General features: G+C 71.0%; 1 protein-coding gene (only partly in view). It reads right to left on the bottom strand.

Annotated features, from left to right (window positions below; genetic code table 11):
* Nucleotide 1 precedes the first annotated feature (1 nt).
* A protein-coding gene (locus tag MYSTI_RS43930; RefSeq protein ID WP_169558665.1) for an amino acid adenylation domain-containing protein crosses the window boundary here: on the bottom strand, nt 2-20158 show its 3' end. The gene runs 22401 nt beyond the window's last position; only the last 20157 of its 42558 coding nucleotides appear in the window; its start codon lies off the right edge, out of view — the gene reads right to left on this strand; its stop codon occupies nt 2-4.

Below are 20158 nucleotides of genomic sequence, written 5' to 3' on the forward strand. Positions count from 1 at the left end.
GTCAGGCCTCCCCCTTCCGCGACGGCGCACCACTCAAGCGGACGAACAGCTCTTCGAGGCTCCCATCACTCAGCTTCTCGTTCGTGTGCCCGTTGGTGACCCGAGGTGCCTCGCGAACAGGTGGCGCGGTGGAGGCCGAGCGAAGCTGCTCCGCCAGCTCGTTGACGGTGTGGCAGCTCCCCATCACCGACATGGCCACACGCACCGAGAGGTCACGCTCGATGCCGTCGCGCAGCCGGACGAGCGTCAAGGAGTTCACCCCGAGCGCCGCCCAGGGACGGGTCGGGTCGATCTCCGAGACCTCCAGCTGCGTCAGCTCCGCGAGCATCCGCGTGAGCTGCTGCGTCACCGAGTCCCCTGCCTTCCGGGCGACAGGTGACGGGCTCGCCACCTCCGGCGCGAAGGGCACGGCGTCATCGACCCAGCATCGACGGCGGATGAGGGCTCGCGGCGGAAGCCTCACACGTCGCGGCGGTGTCCCGGTGCCAGGGAGCCCCGACCACTCGAGGTCCGCGCCCTCCGCCCAGAGTCGAGCGAGCTTGTCGAGCTTGCCCCGCGCGAACAGCTCCGCGACATAGGTCCGCCCCTCCTCGCCTTCCAGCAGCGCGCTCACCGAGGACGTCCCATCGACGCCCTGGTGGAGCCCCTCCGCGCGCTCCCCTCGCGCGACGGCATCGAGCACCTGGAGGACCTTCGACAGGTCGCTCGCGAGGAAGGCCGCGCGCGTGGACAGGGGTTCTCTGTGCTGAAGGGTCCAGGTCAGCTCGTCGAGCGAGAGCCGCTGTCCCTCGGTCGAGCGAAGGAACGAGGCGAGGGTCTCCGCATCCTGGCGCAGCAACTCTGGAGTGCGGGCGGAGAGCGGCAGGAGGAAGGAGGCACCGCTCCGGACAGGGGTCCGCGCGTCCATGGGCGCCTCCTCCACGATGACGTGGGCGCTGGCGCCTCCCGCGCCAAAGCTGCTGATGGTCGCGACCCGAGGCAGCATCCCCGCTCCGTCCTTCCGCTCCTGGCGGGGCCACTCCGCGAGACGCGACTGCACGCGGAAGGGTGTGCCTCGCAGGTCGATCAACGGGTTGAGGGGCTCGGCGTGCAGCGTCGGCGCGAGCAGTCCCTCTCGCAGCTGGAGCAGGACCTTGGTCAGCTGGGAGATTCCCGAGGCGGCCTCGAGGTGGCCGATGTTCGACTTCACGCTGCCCATCGGGCACGAGCCAGGGGCCAGTCCGCTGCCCTCGAAGACCTGGGCGAGGCCCGCCACCTCGACGGAGTCACCGACCTCGGAGCCGTTCGCGGCCACCTCGATGTACCCGACGGCCGAGGCGGGAAGCCCCGAGAGAGAGAGCGCCCGTGAGAGCGCCCGCGCCTGGGCCTTGGGGCTGGGCACCGCATAGCCGGCCGTGGTCCCTCCGTGCTCGCTCCACGTCGAGCGGATGAGCCCCAGGATGCGGTCCCCATCCACGCGAGCCGCCGCCAGGGGCTTGAGCAACACCGCGCCAGCGCCCTCTCCCGGCAGGTATCCATCCCCCTGGCCCAGGCTGCGGCTCTGCGTCCCACGCGTGAGCAACCCCGTGCGCTGGAGCGCTGCGTACTTCTCCGCGTGCAGCAGGAGGTTGACGCCTCCCACCACCGCCATCGCGCAGGCACCGCCGCGCAGGCTCTCGCAGGCCAGGTGCAGCGCGCTGAGCGACGACGAGCACGCGGTGTTGAGCGTCAGGCTCGGGCCCTTCAGGTCGAAGACATAGGACGCACGGTTCGCGATGCCCGCCGCCGAGGATGTCCCCACCGACGCGGCCGTCGCCCGGTCCTTCGCGAGGAACGCGTACTGCGGGTCGCTCGCCCCCACGAAGACGCCCACGCCCCCTCGGAGCTGCTGCTGCGCCTTCAGGTGCGCGCGTGAGTACGCCGCATCGTCGAACAGCCTCCACACCGTCTCGAGGAAGACCCGCTCCTGGGGGTCCACGAGCGACGCATCCGCCGGCGTCAGTCCGAAGAGCAGCGGGTCGAAGAGGTCCACCCCTTCGACGAAGCCACCCCAGGGCAGCTCCCCCGCGCCCTCCCCCGCACGCTCCCGGGGCCAGGCCGAGAGCTGCTCGCGCCCTTCCTTCAGGTTCGTCCAGAAGCGCTCCAGGTCCGCGCCAGCCCCTGGATAGAACCCGCTCAACGCGATGATGGCGATGGGCTCATCCGTTCGCGAGGCCGTGACGGGAGCCTGGACCTTCACCTCGACCGGAACGGGGCGGGCCTCCACGGGCTCCACCGGCCCGGGGCGATGGGTGGCAATCCAGCCAGCCAGCTCCCGCAAGGTGTCGCGCTCGAAGAGCAGCGTCTTCGGAACCTCTCCGAAGTCCTGGTCGAGCTCGCGCGCGATCGACACCGCGAGCACGGAGTCCATCCCGTGCCGCTGGAAGGCATCATCCAAGCCGATGCGGTCCGAGGGAATCCCCAGCCCTCGCGCGACGATGCTCCGGACTCGCGCGTTCACCTGCTCCATCGCCGGGCCTCCGACGGCCGGAGGAGCGGCGGGAGGAACAGGTGCTGGCGCCGTCACGGGAGCCTCGGGCGTCCGTGTCCCGAAGATTCCCGCGGACGTGAACGCACCGCGGAATCGCGAGACATCGCCGCCCAGGATGAGGCGCTGGGCCCCGCGCGCCAGGAAGGAATCGAGGAGCGCTTGTCCGCCCTGCTCCGAGGTGATGGGCTCCAACCCGAAGGACTCTCGCAGCTGCGAGACGACCTTCTCGTCGGCGCGCATTCCCCCGTCCCGCCAGAGCGGCCAGTTGATGGACAGCGTCCTTCCAGACCGCAGGCCCGCGCTCCGCAAGGACTCCCGATGCTCGGCGAAGGCGTCGAGGTAGCGGTTGGCGAAGGCATAGTCCGCCTGCCCCAGGCTCCCCGTCACGGAGGACAGCGACGAGAACAGGGCGAAGAACGACAAGCGGTCCTCGCGGGTCGCCTCGTCGAGGTGGTGCGCGCCGGCGATCTTCGTCGTGAGCACCTGACGCGCGGTCTCCAGCGACTTGTTGAGGATGAGCGAGTCGCGGAGCACACCGGCGGAGTGCAGGACGCCATCGATCCGGCCGAAGCGCTCGCGTGTCCAGGCGACGGCGCGGCGGACCTCCTCGGGCTTCGTGACGTCCGCCTGCACGTAGGAGCCTCGGTCCCCGAGCCACTCCGTGACGGGGAAGAGGAGGGAGATGGCGGGGGTGCGTCCGCACAGGACCACACGTCCCCCCTGGGCTCGCGTCAGGAACAGGGCGAGGTGCGCACCGACGCCCCCTGCCCCACCCGTGATGAGCCAGACCTTCTCGGCGAGCGAGCCCTGCGCCTCCGTGGAGACGAGGGGCGCGGCCTCCGTGAAGCGGCGAACCAACCGGCGGTTGCCCGAGAAGCGAACCTCGACATCGTTGTCGGTGCTCGCGGCCTCCGCGCCGAGGAGCTGGGCGATGCGCGGACCGCTCTCGTTCAGCGAGCCTTGGATTTCAACGTTCGCGCAGCGCCACGTCGGGTTCTCACGCTCCAGCGTCCTCAAGAGCCCCGCGCAGGCGGCGTGCGCCACGGCCGGCTCCGTGGGCGACGACTCGAAGACGTGCAGGAGACGGAGGGGCCCGCCTCGGCCCTCCGCACCAAAGCCCTGGACCAGGAAGAGCAGCGAGGAGAAGAGCGCCTCGGCCGCCTTGCTCGCGCTCGCTCCGGCGAAGGGAGAGGACACCGCGAACCAGCGGTGCACCAGCAGGCGCGGCTCCATCCCCCGGCTCGCCAGCTCCGCGCGCAGCCGCAGATAGTCCGAGGGGAGGCTCGGGTTGATGCGGTAGTGGTGCTCCCCGGGTTGGCCGTAGGCGTCGCCGGGCTCCACGAGGATGAGCGGCTCCGAGCGGAAGGCCTCACGCAGGACCGAGCGTCCCTCGGTGCCTTCGTCGAACAACACCACCGCGCCACCACTCCAGCCTCCGGAGCGGTGTCGTGCCTCGACCCAGGCCGGCTCGAAGGCATGCGGGGGTGAAGCCTTCGGCTCCGTCCGCTGATACCAGTGGCGCTCGCGTCGCAGCGGATAGGTCGGCAGCGGGATGCGATGCGGCGTGGCGCCCGTCCACAGGGCCTCCCAGGAGATCACCGCCCCTTGGAGCCATCGCTCCGCGCAGCGACGAGGGTCCGTCTCGGGGACGGGGGCCTCCGCCTGGGTGTCCGCCGGAACGGTTCCCCGATGCACCACGCGGTCCTCATGTCCCGCGGCGACCGTCTCGAGATGCCGGAGGACCTCGTCGAGCGAGGAGGCGACGAACGCGGCGCGCTCCTCGAAGGACTTGCGGCCCACCGCCAGCGTGTACGCCAGGTCATCGAGGTCGATGCGTCCACCGTCGCGCGACTCCCAACGCAGGTGCTCCGCGAGGCGTCCAGCCACCTGGGCCAGCGACTCCCGGTCGCGCGCGGAGAGGACGAACGGCCTGACGCCTTCGCGCGGGCGCATGCCGTCGTGCTTCGGAAGGTACTCCTCCAGCACGACGTGGGCGTTGGTGCCGCTGACGCCGAACGCGCTGATGGCGGCGCGTCGTGGGCTGCCCGAGGGCGCCGTCCAGGGACGCGCCTCCGTGTTGAAGTAGAACGGACTGCCCTCCACGGTGAGGTGCCGACTGGGCTTCTCGAAGCGCGCCAGGGGCGGAAGCATCCGGTGGCGCAGCATCAAGAGGACCTTGAGCACCCCGCCCACGCCCGCCGCCGCCGCCGCGTGGCCGATGTTGTTCTTCAGCGCGCCGATGGCGCAGAAGCCCTCGCGCGGGGTGAAGCGGCGGAAGCCATCCGTCAGCGCGCCGAACTCGATGGGGTCTCCCAGGCGCGTGCCGGTGCCATGGGACTCCACGAAGGTGATGGTCTCCGGGTTGAGCTTCGCGCGCTCGTACACGGACGCAATCAGCGTGGCCTGCGACGCACCGCTCGGCGCCGTGAGCCCGTAGGTGTGCCCGTCCTGGTTCAAGCCACTGGCGACGATGACGCCGTGGATGGTGTCGCCATCTCGCACCGCCGCGCGCAGGGGCTTGAGCACCACGGCGCCCACGCCCTCGCCTGGCACGAAGCCGTCCGCCGCATCGTCGAACGCACGGTTCTGCCCTTGGGCGGAGGTCATCCCCGCGTTGCTGGCGAGGATGTGCACGTTGGGCGTGGTCGCGATGTAGACGCCGCCCGAGATGGCCATCTCGCACTCCCCCGTGCGCAGGCTCTGACACGCCAGATGCAGCGACGTCAGGGACGACGAGCAGGCGGTATCGTTCGAGACGCTCGGCCCCTTCAGGTCCAGGTGATACGCGATGCGGGCGGGTATCACCGCGACGCTGTTCCCCCAGAACGCATGCGGCTCGCGGCCCCGACCCGCGAAGCGCATCTGCGTGTAGTAGTCCCCGGCCGAGGCCCCCACGAAGACACCGCAGCGCGTGTTGGCGACCTTCTCGCTCGCATAGCCGGCGTTCTCGAGCGCGTTCCAGCACTCCTCCAGGAAGAGCCGCTGCTGCGGGTCGGTCACCGCGGCCTCGTGCCCCGACATGTTGAAGAAGCCCGCGTCGAAGAGGTCGATTCCATCCAGGAACCCGCCCCACTTGCAGGGTGAGCAAGAGCCATCGGCGGCGCCCTGCTCGGCCTGCTCGTTCGCGCTCCACCGCGAGGCAGGGACCTCCGTGATGGAGCAGCGTCCCGACAGCACGTTCCGCCAGAGCTCGTCCAGGTTCGCCGCGCCGGGGAAGCGCCCCGACATGCCAATCACCGCGATGGCCTGGTCGTCGAGAGGCGCCCCCTGCACCGCCGGAGCGGGACCCGGCGCTGGCGCCGGACTCATGGGCATCGGGGATGCCGGAGGCGCCGGCGCGCGCGCGAACGACGCGAGCGTGTCCCCATGCTCACGCATCAGCGCCCCCACCAGCTCGTGGACGTTGGCGTGGTCGAAGATGACCGTCGTGCGCAGCTGGAGGCCCAGCGCATGGTTCAGGCGATTGACGAGGTCGACACCGGTAATCGAGTCCACGCCGTAGCGAGGGAACGCCGCCGACAGCTCGATGTCCTTCTCGGCGAAGCCCAGGGAGGCCGCGACCTCGCGCACGACGATGGCCGTGATGGCCTCACGCAGGGAGGCCGCCGGAGGGAGGGGCTCGGCGGGGGCGGCTCGCGGAGGCGGGGCCACGACGGGAGTCGGTGCGGCCCTGGGGCGTGACGCCTGGGGGGCGCCGGTCTGCTCCGCGACGAGGATCCTCGCGGTGGAGCGCCCTTGCGCATCCACCGGGCCGAAGCTCCGGCTGAGGAAGCCCTCGCGCGTGAGCACCTCCAGCCAGGCGTTCCCGTGGAGCAGCGGGGACCTCGGCAGACGGTGCTCGGGGTCCTCGAAGCGCCACCAGCCGTCCAGGAGTCCGTAGGCGATGGTCGCGAAGTCCTGCACCTCGGTGGCCTCGTAGAGCACCAGCCAGCCTCGCTCACGGAGCAGTCCGCGCAGTCCTCGAAGCGTCGCCGTCAGGTCGCTCGTCGCGTGCACGACGTTCGCGCCCAGCACCACGTCGAAGGACGCCGCGCCCAGGTCCTGCGCTCGCGCATCCCGCTCCAGGTCGAAGAGGCGGAAGTCGACGTGGGGATGGGCGGGCCCCAGGAGCTTCTGTGCCCGCCGCAGGAACCCGGTGGAGAGGTCGGTGAAGACGTAGCGCACGCGGTCCGCATGCACGCGGAGCCGCTCCAACACCGCCGCGCTCGTGCCGCCCGTCCCCGCGCCGACTTCGAGGATTTCGATCCGCTCGCCCGGCGCGAGCGACGGCAGGCGCTGCTCCACGTAGCAAGCCACCGCGCGCGCGGCGAGGTCGTTGTACCAGTCCGCCACCGGGTTGCCCCGGTAGAGCGCGGCGAGCATCTCCACCGACGAGCCCGGGAACAACACGTCCGTCGCCAGGACCTGTCCTCCCAACACCTCGAAGTAGCGGGGCAGGCTCGCGCCCAGGAGATGGATGTGCTGCGCGACCTCGGGGTGACGGCGGGCCAGGTCCCGCGCCTCGTCCTCCACTCCCGACAACCGGCCATCCAGCGAGGCGTCTTCGAGCGAGGCGGCCGTCGTGTACTCCTCACCGTCGAGCGTCAGCCAGCCAGCACGCACGAGGATGTCGAGCAGCGCGTCGAACTGCTTCCCGTGGGAGGCCTGCACGCCCAGGCGGTTCGCCAGCGTCTCCTGAGAGAACCGCTGTCCTCCCGAGCGCAGCAGGCCCTTCTCGCGGAAGCCACGCAGCAGCCAGCGCCGGGCGATGCGGTCCAATCCATCGAGCGCACGACGCGACGCCTCGACATCGAAGGTCGGCTCCACCGCGAGCGCCCCATCGAGCCGGCGCAGCGGCTCGCGCGCTGGAGCCTCTCCCAGCCCCAAGGCCGCGAGCGCGGACTCCGAGCCCTTGAACATCACGACCTGCGCAGGCGCTCCGGCGAGGCAGGCCTCGAAGGCGGCCATGCCCTCCGCGGGGGAGATGGACTGGATGCCGAGCGCGGAGATCTTCCGCTCATAGGCCTCGACGGCGGCGGAGGCACCGTAGCGGACCCAGTACCCCAGGTTGACCAGCTTCACGGCGGTCCCATCCGCCGTGCCCCAGGCGAGTGAGTACGCATCCTGGAAGGAGGACGCGGCGGCGTAGGCACCAAACCCCGGGTCACCCGACAGGGCCTGCGTCGAGGAGATGACCAGCACGAAGTCGAGCGGCATCCCCGCGACCGCATCGCGCAGGGCCTGCATCCCCGTGACCTTCGCGGCGAGCACGGTGCTCCAGTCCTCATCCGTGAGCTCGGTGACGCGCGCCATGCGAATGGCGACCGCGGACTGGACGATGCCGTTGACCGCCCCAAACCGGCGGCGCGTCTCGCTCAGGACCCAGCGGATGCTCTCCGCCTGGCTGACATCACCGCGCAGGTACACCGCCTCGCCACCGAGCGCGGCCACTTCCTCCATCTGCTCGTGCAGCCGGTGGGTGGGCTCGCCCCGCCCCACCAGGACGATGCGCGCGCGAGCCGTCCGAGCCATGTGTCGCGCGAGCTCGAGCCCCACCCCGCCGCCCCCTCCGAAGAGGACGTAGACCCCTCGCTCCTGAAGAGGGGTTGCCGTGGGCGCCGCCGTCGGAATCCGTCGCAGCGCGGGCATGAGCCGCTGAGCCCCCCGGTAGGCCACGCCCTGGAAGCCGGGAGCATGCCGCTCACCAGCGAGCCTTCGCGCCAGGCTCGAGGCCTCTTCGCGCTCCAGCGGGTGCTCGGTGTCCACCGCCACGACAGACAGGTGCGGGTGCTCATGGGCCAGGGTCCGGGCCAGGCCCCAGAGCGCCGCGCCAAACGGCTGGAGAGTGTCCGTCGCGCCTGTCCGCTGAGCACCGGTCGTCACGATGACCAACTCCGCGACGGCCTCCAGCTTGCCGAGTGAGGCCAGGGCATGCATCAGCCGCGCGAGCGCGAGCAGCCCGTGTTGCTGCACCGACCCCAGCGCGCGCGCATCGCCCAGCTCCACGGGCGTGAGCTGCGCGCCTCCCAGGAACAGGATCCGGCGCGGCGGCAGCGGGCCTCGCAGCGCCGCATCGAAGTCCGCATCCGTCCCGAGCAGCGACGCGGACTCGCCGCCCGCCAGCCGCGCCACCGCGCGTCCCTCGGGGGCGTGAACGACGAGGGTCGCCGACATCGCCTCGCCCGAGGGCGGAGGCGCCGCGCGCCACTCCGGCTGGAGGAGGAACTCCAGCGTCGAGCGCTCCGACCTGGGCACCGCCCACAGGCGCTCTCCCTGGAACGGATAGGTCGGCAAGGAAACGCGGCGCGGAAGGGCTCCCGGCCAGAGGCGGCGGAAGTCCAACGACACGCCCAGCGCCCACCACCGAGCCATCTGCCCGAGGTCTCCTCGCTGCATCGCCAGCGCCATGAGGTCCCCGCCCATGGCGTTGTCGCCGAGCCCGCCAAGCACCTGGGCCGCGGCGCGCGCATGGCCGCGATGGACACTCGGATGCGGAGTCCCCTCGACCGCGGCCGTCAGCGCGGCACGCAGCTCCTCCATGGAGCCACACACGATGGCGCACCGCTGCTCCTCCTCCTGTCGCGCCTGGAGTGTCGCCGCGACCGAGTCGAGCCGAGGCGAGTCGCCCTGGAGCGCGGCGCTCAAGCGGCGGAGGGACTCACGAAGCGCCCGCTCGTCGCGAGCGGAGACAGGCACCAGCACCGGGGCGACCTCGGGGACCTCCAGCTCCATCGGGGCCTCCTCCACCACCACATGGCAGTTGGTGCCGCTGAAGCCGAACGCACTGACCGCCGCTCGAAGCGGCCCCCCCTCCGACTCCCAGCGCCGCACCTCGCGGTTGACGAAGAAGGGCGTGGCCGGGAAGTCGATGCGCTCGTTCTCCTTCGGTGCGTGAAGCGTGGGGAACAGCGTCCGCTGCTTCAGGGAGAGCAAGCACTTGATGAGCCCCGCGACACCCGCGGCGCCCGCGGTGTGCCCCACGTTGCCCTTCACCGAGCCGATGGCGCAGAAGCCCCGCCGAGGCGTGTGCTCCCGGAACGCGGCGGTCAGCGCGGAGACCTCGACGGGGTCCCCCAGGGGCGTCCCGGTCCCATGCGCCTCGACGAGGGTGATCGACTCCGGGGCGATGCCGTGTCGGCGATACACGTCGAGCAGGAGGTCCTTCTGGGCGTCGAAGCTCGGCGCGGTGATGCCGTTGGTGCGGCCATCGTGATTCACCCCCGAGCCGCGAATCACGCCATGAATCGGGTCCCCATCCCGGAGTGCGGCCTCCAGGGGCTTGAGCACCACGACGCCGACGCCGTCCCCCACCGCGATGCCATCCGCATCCGAGGCGAACGGGCGGCACAGTCCGCGCGGGGACAGGATGCCCGCCTGGCTCATCATCGCGAACGTCAGGGGGTTCAAGAAGAGCGTCACCCCTCCCGCGAGCATCAGGTCCGCTTCCCCGTCCTGGAGCTTGCGGCAAGCCTCATGGACCGCGACCAGTGACGAGGAGCACGCGGTGTCGACCGTCAGCACCGGTCCCTTCAGGTCCAGGAAGTACGCGATGCGTGCCGCGAGAATCGAACCGGTGTTGCCCAGCAACGTGCCGCCCAGCCGGTCCGCCACGACGTCGGAGGGGAGCAGCGACTGGTACTCATTCCCCGTCACGCCCGCGATGACGCCACAGCGCAGCGCGCGGTCTCGGTGCGCATGACCGGACTCCTCCAGCGCGGCCCACGCGGCCTCCAGGAAGAGCCGCTGCTGCGGGTCCATGACCTCCCCTTCGCGGGGCGATATCTGGAAGAACGCCGCGTCGAAGCGCTCGACGTCGTCGATGAAGCCACCCCACTTGCTGCGGCTGCGCCCCTGCGTCCCACGCGGGTCGTAGTGGGCGCCGGTGTCCCAACGCGAGGCGGGCACCTCCGTCACGGAGCAGCGCCCCGCTCGGAGGTTCTCTCCGAACTGCTGGACATCCCGCGCCCCCGCGAACCGGCAGGCCATGCCAATGACCGCCACCGCGCCATCCGTTCGTGCCGGAGCCGCGCGAGGCGCCTCTTCCGGGACAGCGGTGGACGGGCGCAAGGACGCGATGTGGCGCGCGAGCGCGCGGAGGCTGGGGTGATTGAAGAGCGTCTCCAATCCCAGCTCGACGTGGAACACGCGGCTGATGCGCTCGACCCACCGGAGCCCCTGCAGCGAGCCCACGCCCATGTCGGAGAAGGTCGCCTCGAGGTCGAGCCGCTCGGCGGGAATCCCCAGGACCTCGGTCGCGAGCACGGAGAGCCCTCGCTCCACTTCGCGCGCCTCCATCCGAGGGGCCCTCTCGCCCAGGGAGCGCGGGCGGCCCTTCGGGGGAACGGGCGTCGAAGGTCCTCCCGAGTAGGGCACCGCGCTCTCCAGGCGCGCGAGGTTCTTCGCCTCCCTCGACTGCGCCGAGCCTCCCTCCACCCGCGTCGCCACGAGCAGCACGTAGCGGAAGAAGCCCTCGGCGAGCGCCAGGCCGAAGTGGTGCCAACCCCGATGCTCGGGCTCCAACGGGGCCAGCTCGGGGTGGCGCGCCGCCAGCTCCTTCAAGTGGGCCTCGAAGTCCGGGTCATGGAGGAAGTGGGAGACCTCGCGACTGGCGTCGATGCACTGCTCGACCTCGAACCCATGGCGGGCCAGGAGTCGGGCGAACTGCGCCTGCGTCGGGGTGAACTGTCCGAGCCGAGCGGCCCGGACATCCACCGCCGTCATGGCGACGACATCCGCGAGCAGCAACCGCCCGCCCACCTTCAGGTGCCGGGAGAGGTTCCCGAAGAGTCCATCCTTGTCCTCGACGTGGAACGTCACCTCGAAGCCGAGGGCGGCGTCGTACATCTCCGGCAGCTCGTCACGAGCGCTGTCCCGGTGGAGCAGGCGCACGCGCTCCGCGACACCCGCCGAGGCCGCATGGCGGTTGCCGATGTCGAGCTGCCCCGGCGCCAGCGAGTAGCCGTCGCAACGCAAGTGCGGATAGCGGACCGCGAGACCCAGCAGGTCGGTGCCGTAGCCGCAGCCCATGTCGAAGACCGCGGTCGCCTGGTGGAAGTCGACGGCCGAGAACAAGCGGGCCTTCGCTTCCTTCTGCGCCGAGGTCGCTCGGGCGAGCTGCTCGCGGTGCTGCTCGGGCTCCACATACGAGAGGAGCCACGAGAACCCCTTCATCGGAGCGGCCAACGGGGCGAAGTTCAGGTGCAGCCCGTCGCCCCCGTGCTCGGCGGCGAAGAAGTTCGCGAGGCGGTCGTAGTAGCTGGCGACGACTCCCACGGGTGCGGGGGCCTCCACCCAGCACCGGATCTTCTCGAAGGGGTGCCCGGGAAGCGCGACACGCTCGACGGCGGCGTTCCCCAGCAGCCTGCGCCAGTCCAGCTCCGCGCCGCCACACCAGGCCTGGGCCAGCCGCTCCAGCACGCCGGGCTCACCGCGACGTGCACAGAGGGCTTCGAGGTCGCTCGCTGAAGTGGGCACGCCACCGGCCACGCGGGCCTGTGCGTGAGGGAGGCTGATGCGTCCACCCCTGGCGAAGGCCTCGAGCGCATCCGCGAGGGACTGCGCCGTCGAGGCGACGAAGGCCACGCGATGCGCGAAGGCTTCGCGCCCCACCTGGAGCGTCCAGGCGATGTCCGCGAGCCGGGCTCCCCGAGGGAGCCGAACCGTGTCCGCGAGCGCGAGCGCCATCGTCCGCAGCGCCGCCTCGCTCCGCGCGGAGAGGACGACCAACTCGGGGCGAGACTCGACCGCCGAGGACTCCAGCCGCCGAGGCCCCTCTTCGACGAGGAGGTGCGCCGACACGCCTCCCGCCCCCAGTGCGGTGATGGCCGCGCGCCGAGGCGAAGCCACCGGCGAAGGCCAGGGCGCCGCGTCCCGCTGGAGTCGGAAGGGAGCACCGTCGAGGGTGATGCCCGGATGCAGCTCCTCGGCGACGAGTGTCGGCAGGAACTCCGCGTGCTCGAACTGCAACAGCACCCGGGTGAGCTGTGCGATGCCCGAGGCCGCCTCCATGTGCCCCAGGTTCCCCTTCAAGGACCCGATGACCCTGGGCTCCTCCGAGGCAGCGGTGCCCACGGCCCGGAGCAGCGAGCTCCACTCGGCCGAATCCACGACCTCCGAACCGATGGCCTGGGCTTCCCAGTACCCCACCGTGCCCGGCTCCACCGAGGCTTCCGTGGCGACCCGGCGGATGAGGTTCGCCTGGGCCTCGGGTGACGGCAGGAGGTAGGCGTTGGTCCGCCCGCTGTGTGCGACACCCGAGCCGGCAATCGTTCCAAGAACCCTGTCTCCATCGCGCAGCGCGCGGGACAGCGGCTTGAGCAGCACCGCCCCCACGCCTTCGCCCGGAACGAACCCCTCCCCTCCTCGCGCGAAGAGGCCCCGCGCACTCGACGACACGAGGCGATTGCGGCACATCCGGAGGTACTTGCTCGGGTGCAGGTAGAGGTTCGCGCCGCCCACCACCGCGACGTCGCAGGAGCCTCGCAGCAGGCTCTCGCGGGCCTCGTGAATCGCGACCAGCGCGGAGGAGCACGCCGTGTCGATGGCGAGGCTGGGCCCCGTGAAGTCGAACCAGTGCGAGATGCGGTTCGCGAGGCTGAAGAACGTGCTGTCCGCGGGCGCGTCCTGCTGGGCATCGGCCGTGACCAGCGGATAGGTCATCGACGTCACGCCCACGAAGACCCCCACCCGCTCCGTCGCGAGCTTCCGCCTGGGGATGGCGGCGTTCTCCAACAGCCGCCAGACGACCTCCAGGAGGATGCGCTCCTCGGGGTTCATCCAACGAGCCTCGACGGGCGTGATGCCGAAGAAGTACGGGTCGAAGCGGTCCACGTCCGACAGGAAGGCGCCGACGCGGCAATAGACCTCGTCCTGGCGGGTGACGTCCCAACGAGAGGATGGAACCTCGCGGATGGACTTCTTGCCTTCGCGCAGATTGGCCCAGAGCGACTCCAGGTCGTCCGCATCCGGATACCGGCCCGCCACACCGATGATGGCGATGGGCTCCGAGGCACTCGTGGGCTCGGCGACGACGGGAGGCAGCGGCACCGCGACCTCGCTCACCTCCACGGCCCGCGCTCCGAGCATCTCCGCGAGCTCGTGCGGGGACCGTGCATCCAGGAAGAGTGTCGCGGGGAGGGAGCCGTAGCGCTCCTCCAGCCTCCGCCGCAGCCGTCGCAGCATGATGGAGTCGGCCCCCAGCTCATCGAACGGCACCGTCGCCTCGACCGAGGCAGCCGACATGCCGAACTCGGCCGCGACCGCTTCGAGGACCCCCTGAAGCACCGGGACTGGAGACACCCGTGGCTTCGGCGGCGCCGGGCGCGGGGGCTGTTCCTTCCGCCCGGGGACCTCGCGTGCTCCCTCGGGAGCCTCGGGCCATCCCGCCTCCGTCAGCGCCGCCGAGACTCGCGCGTGCTCGCCACTGAACGCGGCATACACACAGCCCGGAAGCGCGAGCATCTGGTCGAAGAGCGCCAGCCCCTCCGCTTCGGAGAGGGGCTCGATTCCGCCCGAGCGCGCCGCGTCCACCAGCTCGCTGGAAGGCCGCATCCCGCCCTCGCGCCAGAAGGGCCACAGCATCGACTGCGTCCGGCCTTTGCGTGTCCCTTGCGCCACCTGACGTGCTCGAGTTCGCGCGAACTCGTCCAGGAACCGGTTGGCGAAGGCGTAGTCCGCCTGTCCCGCGTTGCCGACCAGGGACGTCAACGAGGAGAACGACACGAAGAGCTCGAGCGGCTCGCTCGCCGTCGCCTCGTCCAGGAGGAGGCAGCCCAAGACCTTCGGGGCGAGCACCGCGTCCAGCTCCTCGCGCGTCTTGTTGCGAACGAGCGAGTCCCGCACCACGCCCGCCAGATGGACGACGCCCGAGACACCGCCGAAGCGACGCCGCGCCTCCGCGACCAGCCCATCGACCTCCGCCCGGCGAGCCACATCCGCGACGTGATAGGCGGCATCCGCGCCCAGTCCACGAAGCACCTCGAGCTGCGCTTGAATCCGCGCGCTCATTGGCGAGCGACCCACGAGCATCAGCTTCCGTGCCCCACACGAGAGCAGATGGCGCGCCACGCCGCGCCCGAGCGCGCCAGTGCCCCCCGTCAGCAGGACAGCCCCTTCACCCGAGCAGCGCGTGGGTGAGGAGGGCTTCGTCGGCACGGCCCTCAGGGCCCGAGCCCATCGCCCCGATTGCGAGAGCCACACCTCGCGCGCTCCCTCCGCCCAGAGCTCACGCCACAGCGCCTCCGCGCCCACGGGCTCATCGAAGCCCACGGCGCGCCAGCTCCACAGCGAGCTCTCCCGGTTCATCGTGCGGACCAGCGCCGCACACGCCGCCGACTCGGGAGCACCGTCATGGACGACCAACGTGCGCACGCCCCCTCGGTCACGACGGCGCTGGAGCGCGGTCGCCCACGCCATGAGCGACCGAGCCCCCAGGTCGAGCCGCCGCTCGGGTGACGCCCCGGCGAACTCCCGCGTCCACAGGTGCATCACCGCGGCCGGAGGCTCACCCAACACGTCGAGCAGCGAGGAGAAGTCCTCGGCTCGCGAGGGCTCGAGCCAGACGGTGCGAGTCCGCACATCCGAACGGAAGTGCTCGCCCACGACGACACGCCATGGGACCTGGACCTCCGCCCCCTCGCGGCGAGCCTGTTCGAGCAAGGCGGTCCGCAGCTCCTCGCTCCCCCCCAGCATCACGACGGCCCCGCGCCCCGGTCCCGAGGACTTCACCTCGGCGGCGGGGGTCCAGACGGGCTCGAACACCTCTTGCGCGGAGACGAGGGGGGCGGCCACCCCCTTCATCGGTGAAACCCAGTGACGCTCCGCCTGGAGTGGATAGGTCGGCAGCGGCGTCATGTGGCCTCCGCGCTGCTGCGGGAGCCCTCGCCAGTCGACCTGCGTTCCCGAGCACCAGAGGGTCGCCAACCGCTCGAGTGCATCCGTGTCCCGCCCATGCGACAGGAGAGACTGGACCTCCGCGTCATTGCGCGCGGCGCCCCGCTCGAGCCGGCCATGAGCCAGGCCCAGACGGTCACCGGCCCCGAAGCGGTCCAGCGCGGACAGCAGCGCATCCCGGCTCCGAACCACGAAGGCCAGCCGCGCCTCCATCTCCTCGCGTCCGTTCTGCAACGTGTACGCGACGTCGCGAAGGACGACGTTGGGCCTCGCCGCGAGGAACGCGCGCAGTCGCCGGGCCACCTCCCCCAGCCGCTCCTCGTTGCGAGCCGAGAGCACCATCAACCAGGGCCCCTCCACCTGACCGGGCTCCTCGCGCCGCACGTACTCCTCCACGACGACATGGGCGTTGGTTCCGCTGAACCCGAAGGAGCTGACCGCGGCGCGGCGGCGGCCCCCATCTTCGGGACGCGGCCAGGGGCGCAGCTCCGTGTTGACGAAGAACGGGCTCTCCGCGAAGCGGATGTGCCCATTGGGGCGCGAGAAGTGGAGCGACGGGGGAAGCTGCTGGTGCTCCAGGGACTTGAGCACCTTGAGGACCCCGGCGATGCCCGCCGCCGTGGCCGCGTGGCCGATGTTCCCCTTGATGGAGCCGATGGCGCAGAACTGGCGGTCCTCGGTGAAGGACTCGAAGGACTGCGTCAGCGCATCGAGCTCGATGGGGTCGCCCAGACGTGTCCCCGTCCCGTGCGCCTCCACGTACTGGAGCGACCGGGGATTCAGCCCCCACGTGCGGTAGACCGAGCGCTCGAGCTCGGACTGGGCCCGCATGCTCGGCGCGGTGATTCCGTAGGTGCGGCCGTCCTGGTTCACCCCCGAGCCCAGGACCACCGCGTGGATGGTGTCTCCATCGCGCTCGGCCAGCTCGAGCGGCTTGAGCACGACGACGCCCACGCCCTCGCCCGGCACGAAGCCATCCGCGCCGTCATCGAACGCCTTGCACTTCCCATCCGGCGACAGCATCTCCGCGTTGCTGGCCATGAGGTGGAAGGCGGGCGTGACACCGACGTAGACGCCTCCCGCGAGCGCCATGTCGCACTCGCCCGAGCGAAGGCTCTCGCAAGCCAGGTGCAGCGCGACCAGGGACGACGAGCAGGCCGTGTCCACCGCGAGGCTCGGGCCGCGCAGGTCGAGGAAGTACGAGATGCGCGAGGCAATCACCGAGGCCGCGTTGCCCCAGAACGCCTGGGCCTGGAGGTTCGCGCCGTGGTCGCGCAGCACCGTCCGGTAGTCCCCGGGGTCGCAGCCCACGAAGACACCGCAGCGCGAGGAGGACGAGCGCCGCACCGCGTGGCCCGCGCTCTCCAGCGCCTTCCAGCACTCGGTGAGGAACAAGCGCTGCTGAGGGTCCGTCAGCGCGGCCTCCGAGGGCGCCATGCGGAAGAACGACGCATCGAACCGGTCGATGCCGTCCAGGAACCCGCCCCACTTGCTGTAGGTCTTGTCGGGCTGGCCGCGCCGCGCGTCGAAGTGTTGGCGCCAGTCCCAGCGCTCCGGTGGGACCTCCGTGATGGCGCTGCGGCCCGCCGCGAGGTTGTCCCAGAGCGTGTCCAGGTCCGAGGCCCCCGGGAACGCACCCGACATGCCGATGACGGCGATGGGCCCCTCATACCTCGTGGCCGTTCCGACTCCGGGCGAACGCGACGTCTCCATGGCTTTCACCTGCTCCACGCGCACGACCACCTTGCCGATGTTCTTCCGCTCCTGGAGATAGGCGTAGGCGTCGCCCACCTCCGCGAAGTCGAAGACGCGAGCGACCGTCGGGCGCACCCGTCCCGAGGCCAGGTCCTCCGCCAGGGCATCCAGCCCCTCGGTGAGCCGCTCCGCTCGCTCGTCTCCGAGGCGCGACATGTCCACGCTGACGAAGGACTGATTGGAGACCCAGCGCGAGAGGTCCAGCCGGCCGTGCGACTTGAGTCCCGCCATCGCCAGCTCGATGTAGCGGCCCCCGGGCGCGAGCACGTCGATGCCCTTCTGGATGGCCTCCCCGCCGAGGGTGTTGATGACCACGTCCACGCCCCGACCGCCGCTCAGCTCTCGCACGCGCGCGGCGAAGTCCTCGGCGCGGTAGTTGATGGCGTGGTGCGCGCCCGCGCCGCGCAGATGGTCCAGCTTCTCCGGCGACCCGGCGGTGGTGAAGAGCTCCGCCCCCGCGCGCAGGGCCAACTGCAAGCCGAAGAGCCCCGCGCCTCCCGCGGCCGTGTGGAGGAGCACGCGGTCTCCCCGACGCACGCGGCCCAGCTCCAGCACCTCTCGCATGGTGGTGTAGGCCACCGGCGAGGCGGCGGCCTCCTCGAAGCTCGCGTTCGCGGGCTTGCGGACGACGAACGCGGAGGGCACGCAGACCTCGGCGGCATGTCCTCCGTACCGGCGCCCGGTGAGCGCCATCACCGCGTCACCCACGCGGCACCGCGTCACGTTCGTCCCCACCTCCGTCACCGTTCCGGAGACCTCGAACCCCGGGGTGAAGGGGTAGTCCGGCATCGTGGGGTAGAGCCCCTGGATGCACAGCAGGTCGCCGAAGTTGAGGCCGAAGGCGTGCACCTGGACTCGCACGTCGTCCGCCCCGAGGACACGCTTCGCCAGCCGACGCACCTGGACCTGGTCGAACCCCGGCCCCGTGAGCGTGACGGACCGCACGCCCCCTTCCACGTCCTCGAGAGGTCGCGCTTCGACCGGAGGAGTGACGGGCGCGGGAGGCGCGACGGGCGCGGGGGCCCCGAGCTTCTCCTCCAGCGCCGCGCGGTGCTCCTGGCACAGCGCGCGGGCCAGACCCGAGATATCGGGATGGTCGAACAGCGTCGTCGGCTTGATGCGCAGGCCCAATGCATCGCTGAGCCGCGCCACGACCTCCACGCCGGTAATCGAGTCGACGCCGTAGTCGGCGAAGGGCCTGCGCGGGTCCACCTCCTCGTCGGAGATGTTCAGCGCGCTTCGGACGCAGGAGACCATCACCGCCGTCACCTGCCGCTCCAGGTCACCGCCGCTCAGCGCCACGGGCTTCGCCGCGACGGCCTCGCCCGGCGAGGGCTGAAGCACCGCACGCGGCGCCCAGCGCACGAGCTCGCCGTCGCTCTCTCCAACCACCACGTCCTGCGGGAAGGCCGCCAGGTCGTCACGCTCCGGGGAGCAGAGGCTGAAGCCACGCCGGAAGCCGGTCTCGAACAACAGCGCCCGCCACATCGGCACGCTCAGCAGCGGGCCTCCTTCGAGGCGCTCCTCCTCTTCTTCGTACGACCACCAGCCCTTGAGCAGGCCGAAGGTGAGCGTCAGGAAGTCCTGGTTGCGTGTGCCCTCACTGAGGATGAGCCACCCCCCTCGCCGCAAGAGGTCGTGAGCCCCCGCCAGCGACCGCTTCACGCTGCGGGTCGAGTGGAAGACGTTCGTCCCCAGGATGATGTCGAAGGAGCCCGCCTCGAAGCCCTGCGCGCCTGGGTCCTTCTCGATGTCGAGCGCACCGAACCGAACGAAGGGATGACGCGCGGAGAACGTGCGTCTGCCGAGTTGGACGAAGGCGTCGGAGACGTCGGTGTAGTGGTACTCGACCCGTGAAGCCACGGACTCCAGCGCCGGGAGCACGAACGCGGTGGAGGACCCGGTGCCTGCTCCGACCTCGAGGATGCGAATCCGCTGGTCCGCGGAGCGCTGAGGGGCGAGTGCGTTGACGCGAGCCAGGACGGCCGTGGCGGTCGCACGATGGAAGTGGTCGAGCGTCGCGTTCTTGTAGACGGGCTCGACCAGGTCCATCCGGCCGTTCGGGAAGAGCACCTCCGTCCCCAGCTTCTCGCCTCGGACGACGGCCACGAAGGAGTCGAGGCACGCCCAGGCCAGCTCCCACTGCGCGGCCACCGCTGGGTAGCGCGCGGAGAGGCCCTGCTTCACATCGAGCCCCGGCGAGCTTCGCGACTCGGAGCCCCATGAGAACGTCGCACCCTCCCGGGCGACGAGGTGGCCTCGTCGGAGCAAGGCGCCGACCACCGCGGAGAACAGGCGCCGATAGGACGGCACCACGCGGAGACGTTGGGCCCACTGCTCCACGGTGAGCGCCTCACCTTCCCGAGGTGTCCCCTCCGCGCGCAGCAGCGCGGAGAGCCTCCGCGCCGCCATGGCCTCGATCTCCTCCAGCCCCTCCTGCACGTCCTTGTCGACGCGAGGCCCCACTCGAGGAGGCGTCGCATCATCCCGGCCCGCCGACGTGGCGACGGAGACTCGCGCGTCGGGCTCGACTCCGAGCTGCTCCAGGAACCGGGGGCTCGCATCGATGGCCACCACCTGGGAGAGCGGCGAAGCCAGGACCCGGCGAAGCGCCTCGAAGCCCTCCACGGGTCCCATCGAACGCAGCCCGACGGCCGACAGTCGCTTGACGTAGGCCTCCTTCGCGACGACGCCGACCGTGCCCCAGAAGCCCCAGTTGAGGACCTTCACCGGGAAGGGAACCCGCTCCGCGACAGCGGCGGCGAACGCGTCCTCGAAGGTGCAGCCGGCGGCGTAGTTCGTCTGCCCCGCATTGCCACTGAACGAGAGCGCCGAGGAGAAGAAGGCCAGGAAGTCGAGCGGCTCCTGCTCCACCGCTTGCACGAGCGCGACGCTGGTCGCCGTCTTCGCCTCCAGCGCGAGCCGGAAGTCCTCCTCGCTCATGGACTCCAGCGAGCAATCTCTCAGCACGAGGGCGGAATGGAAGACGCCGTGAAGGCCCCCGAACCGCTCCCGGACCTCGCG

The organism is Myxococcus stipitatus DSM 14675, assembly GCF_000331735.1.
GTDB lineage: Bacteria > Myxococcota > Myxococcia > Myxococcales > Myxococcaceae > Myxococcus > Myxococcus stipitatus.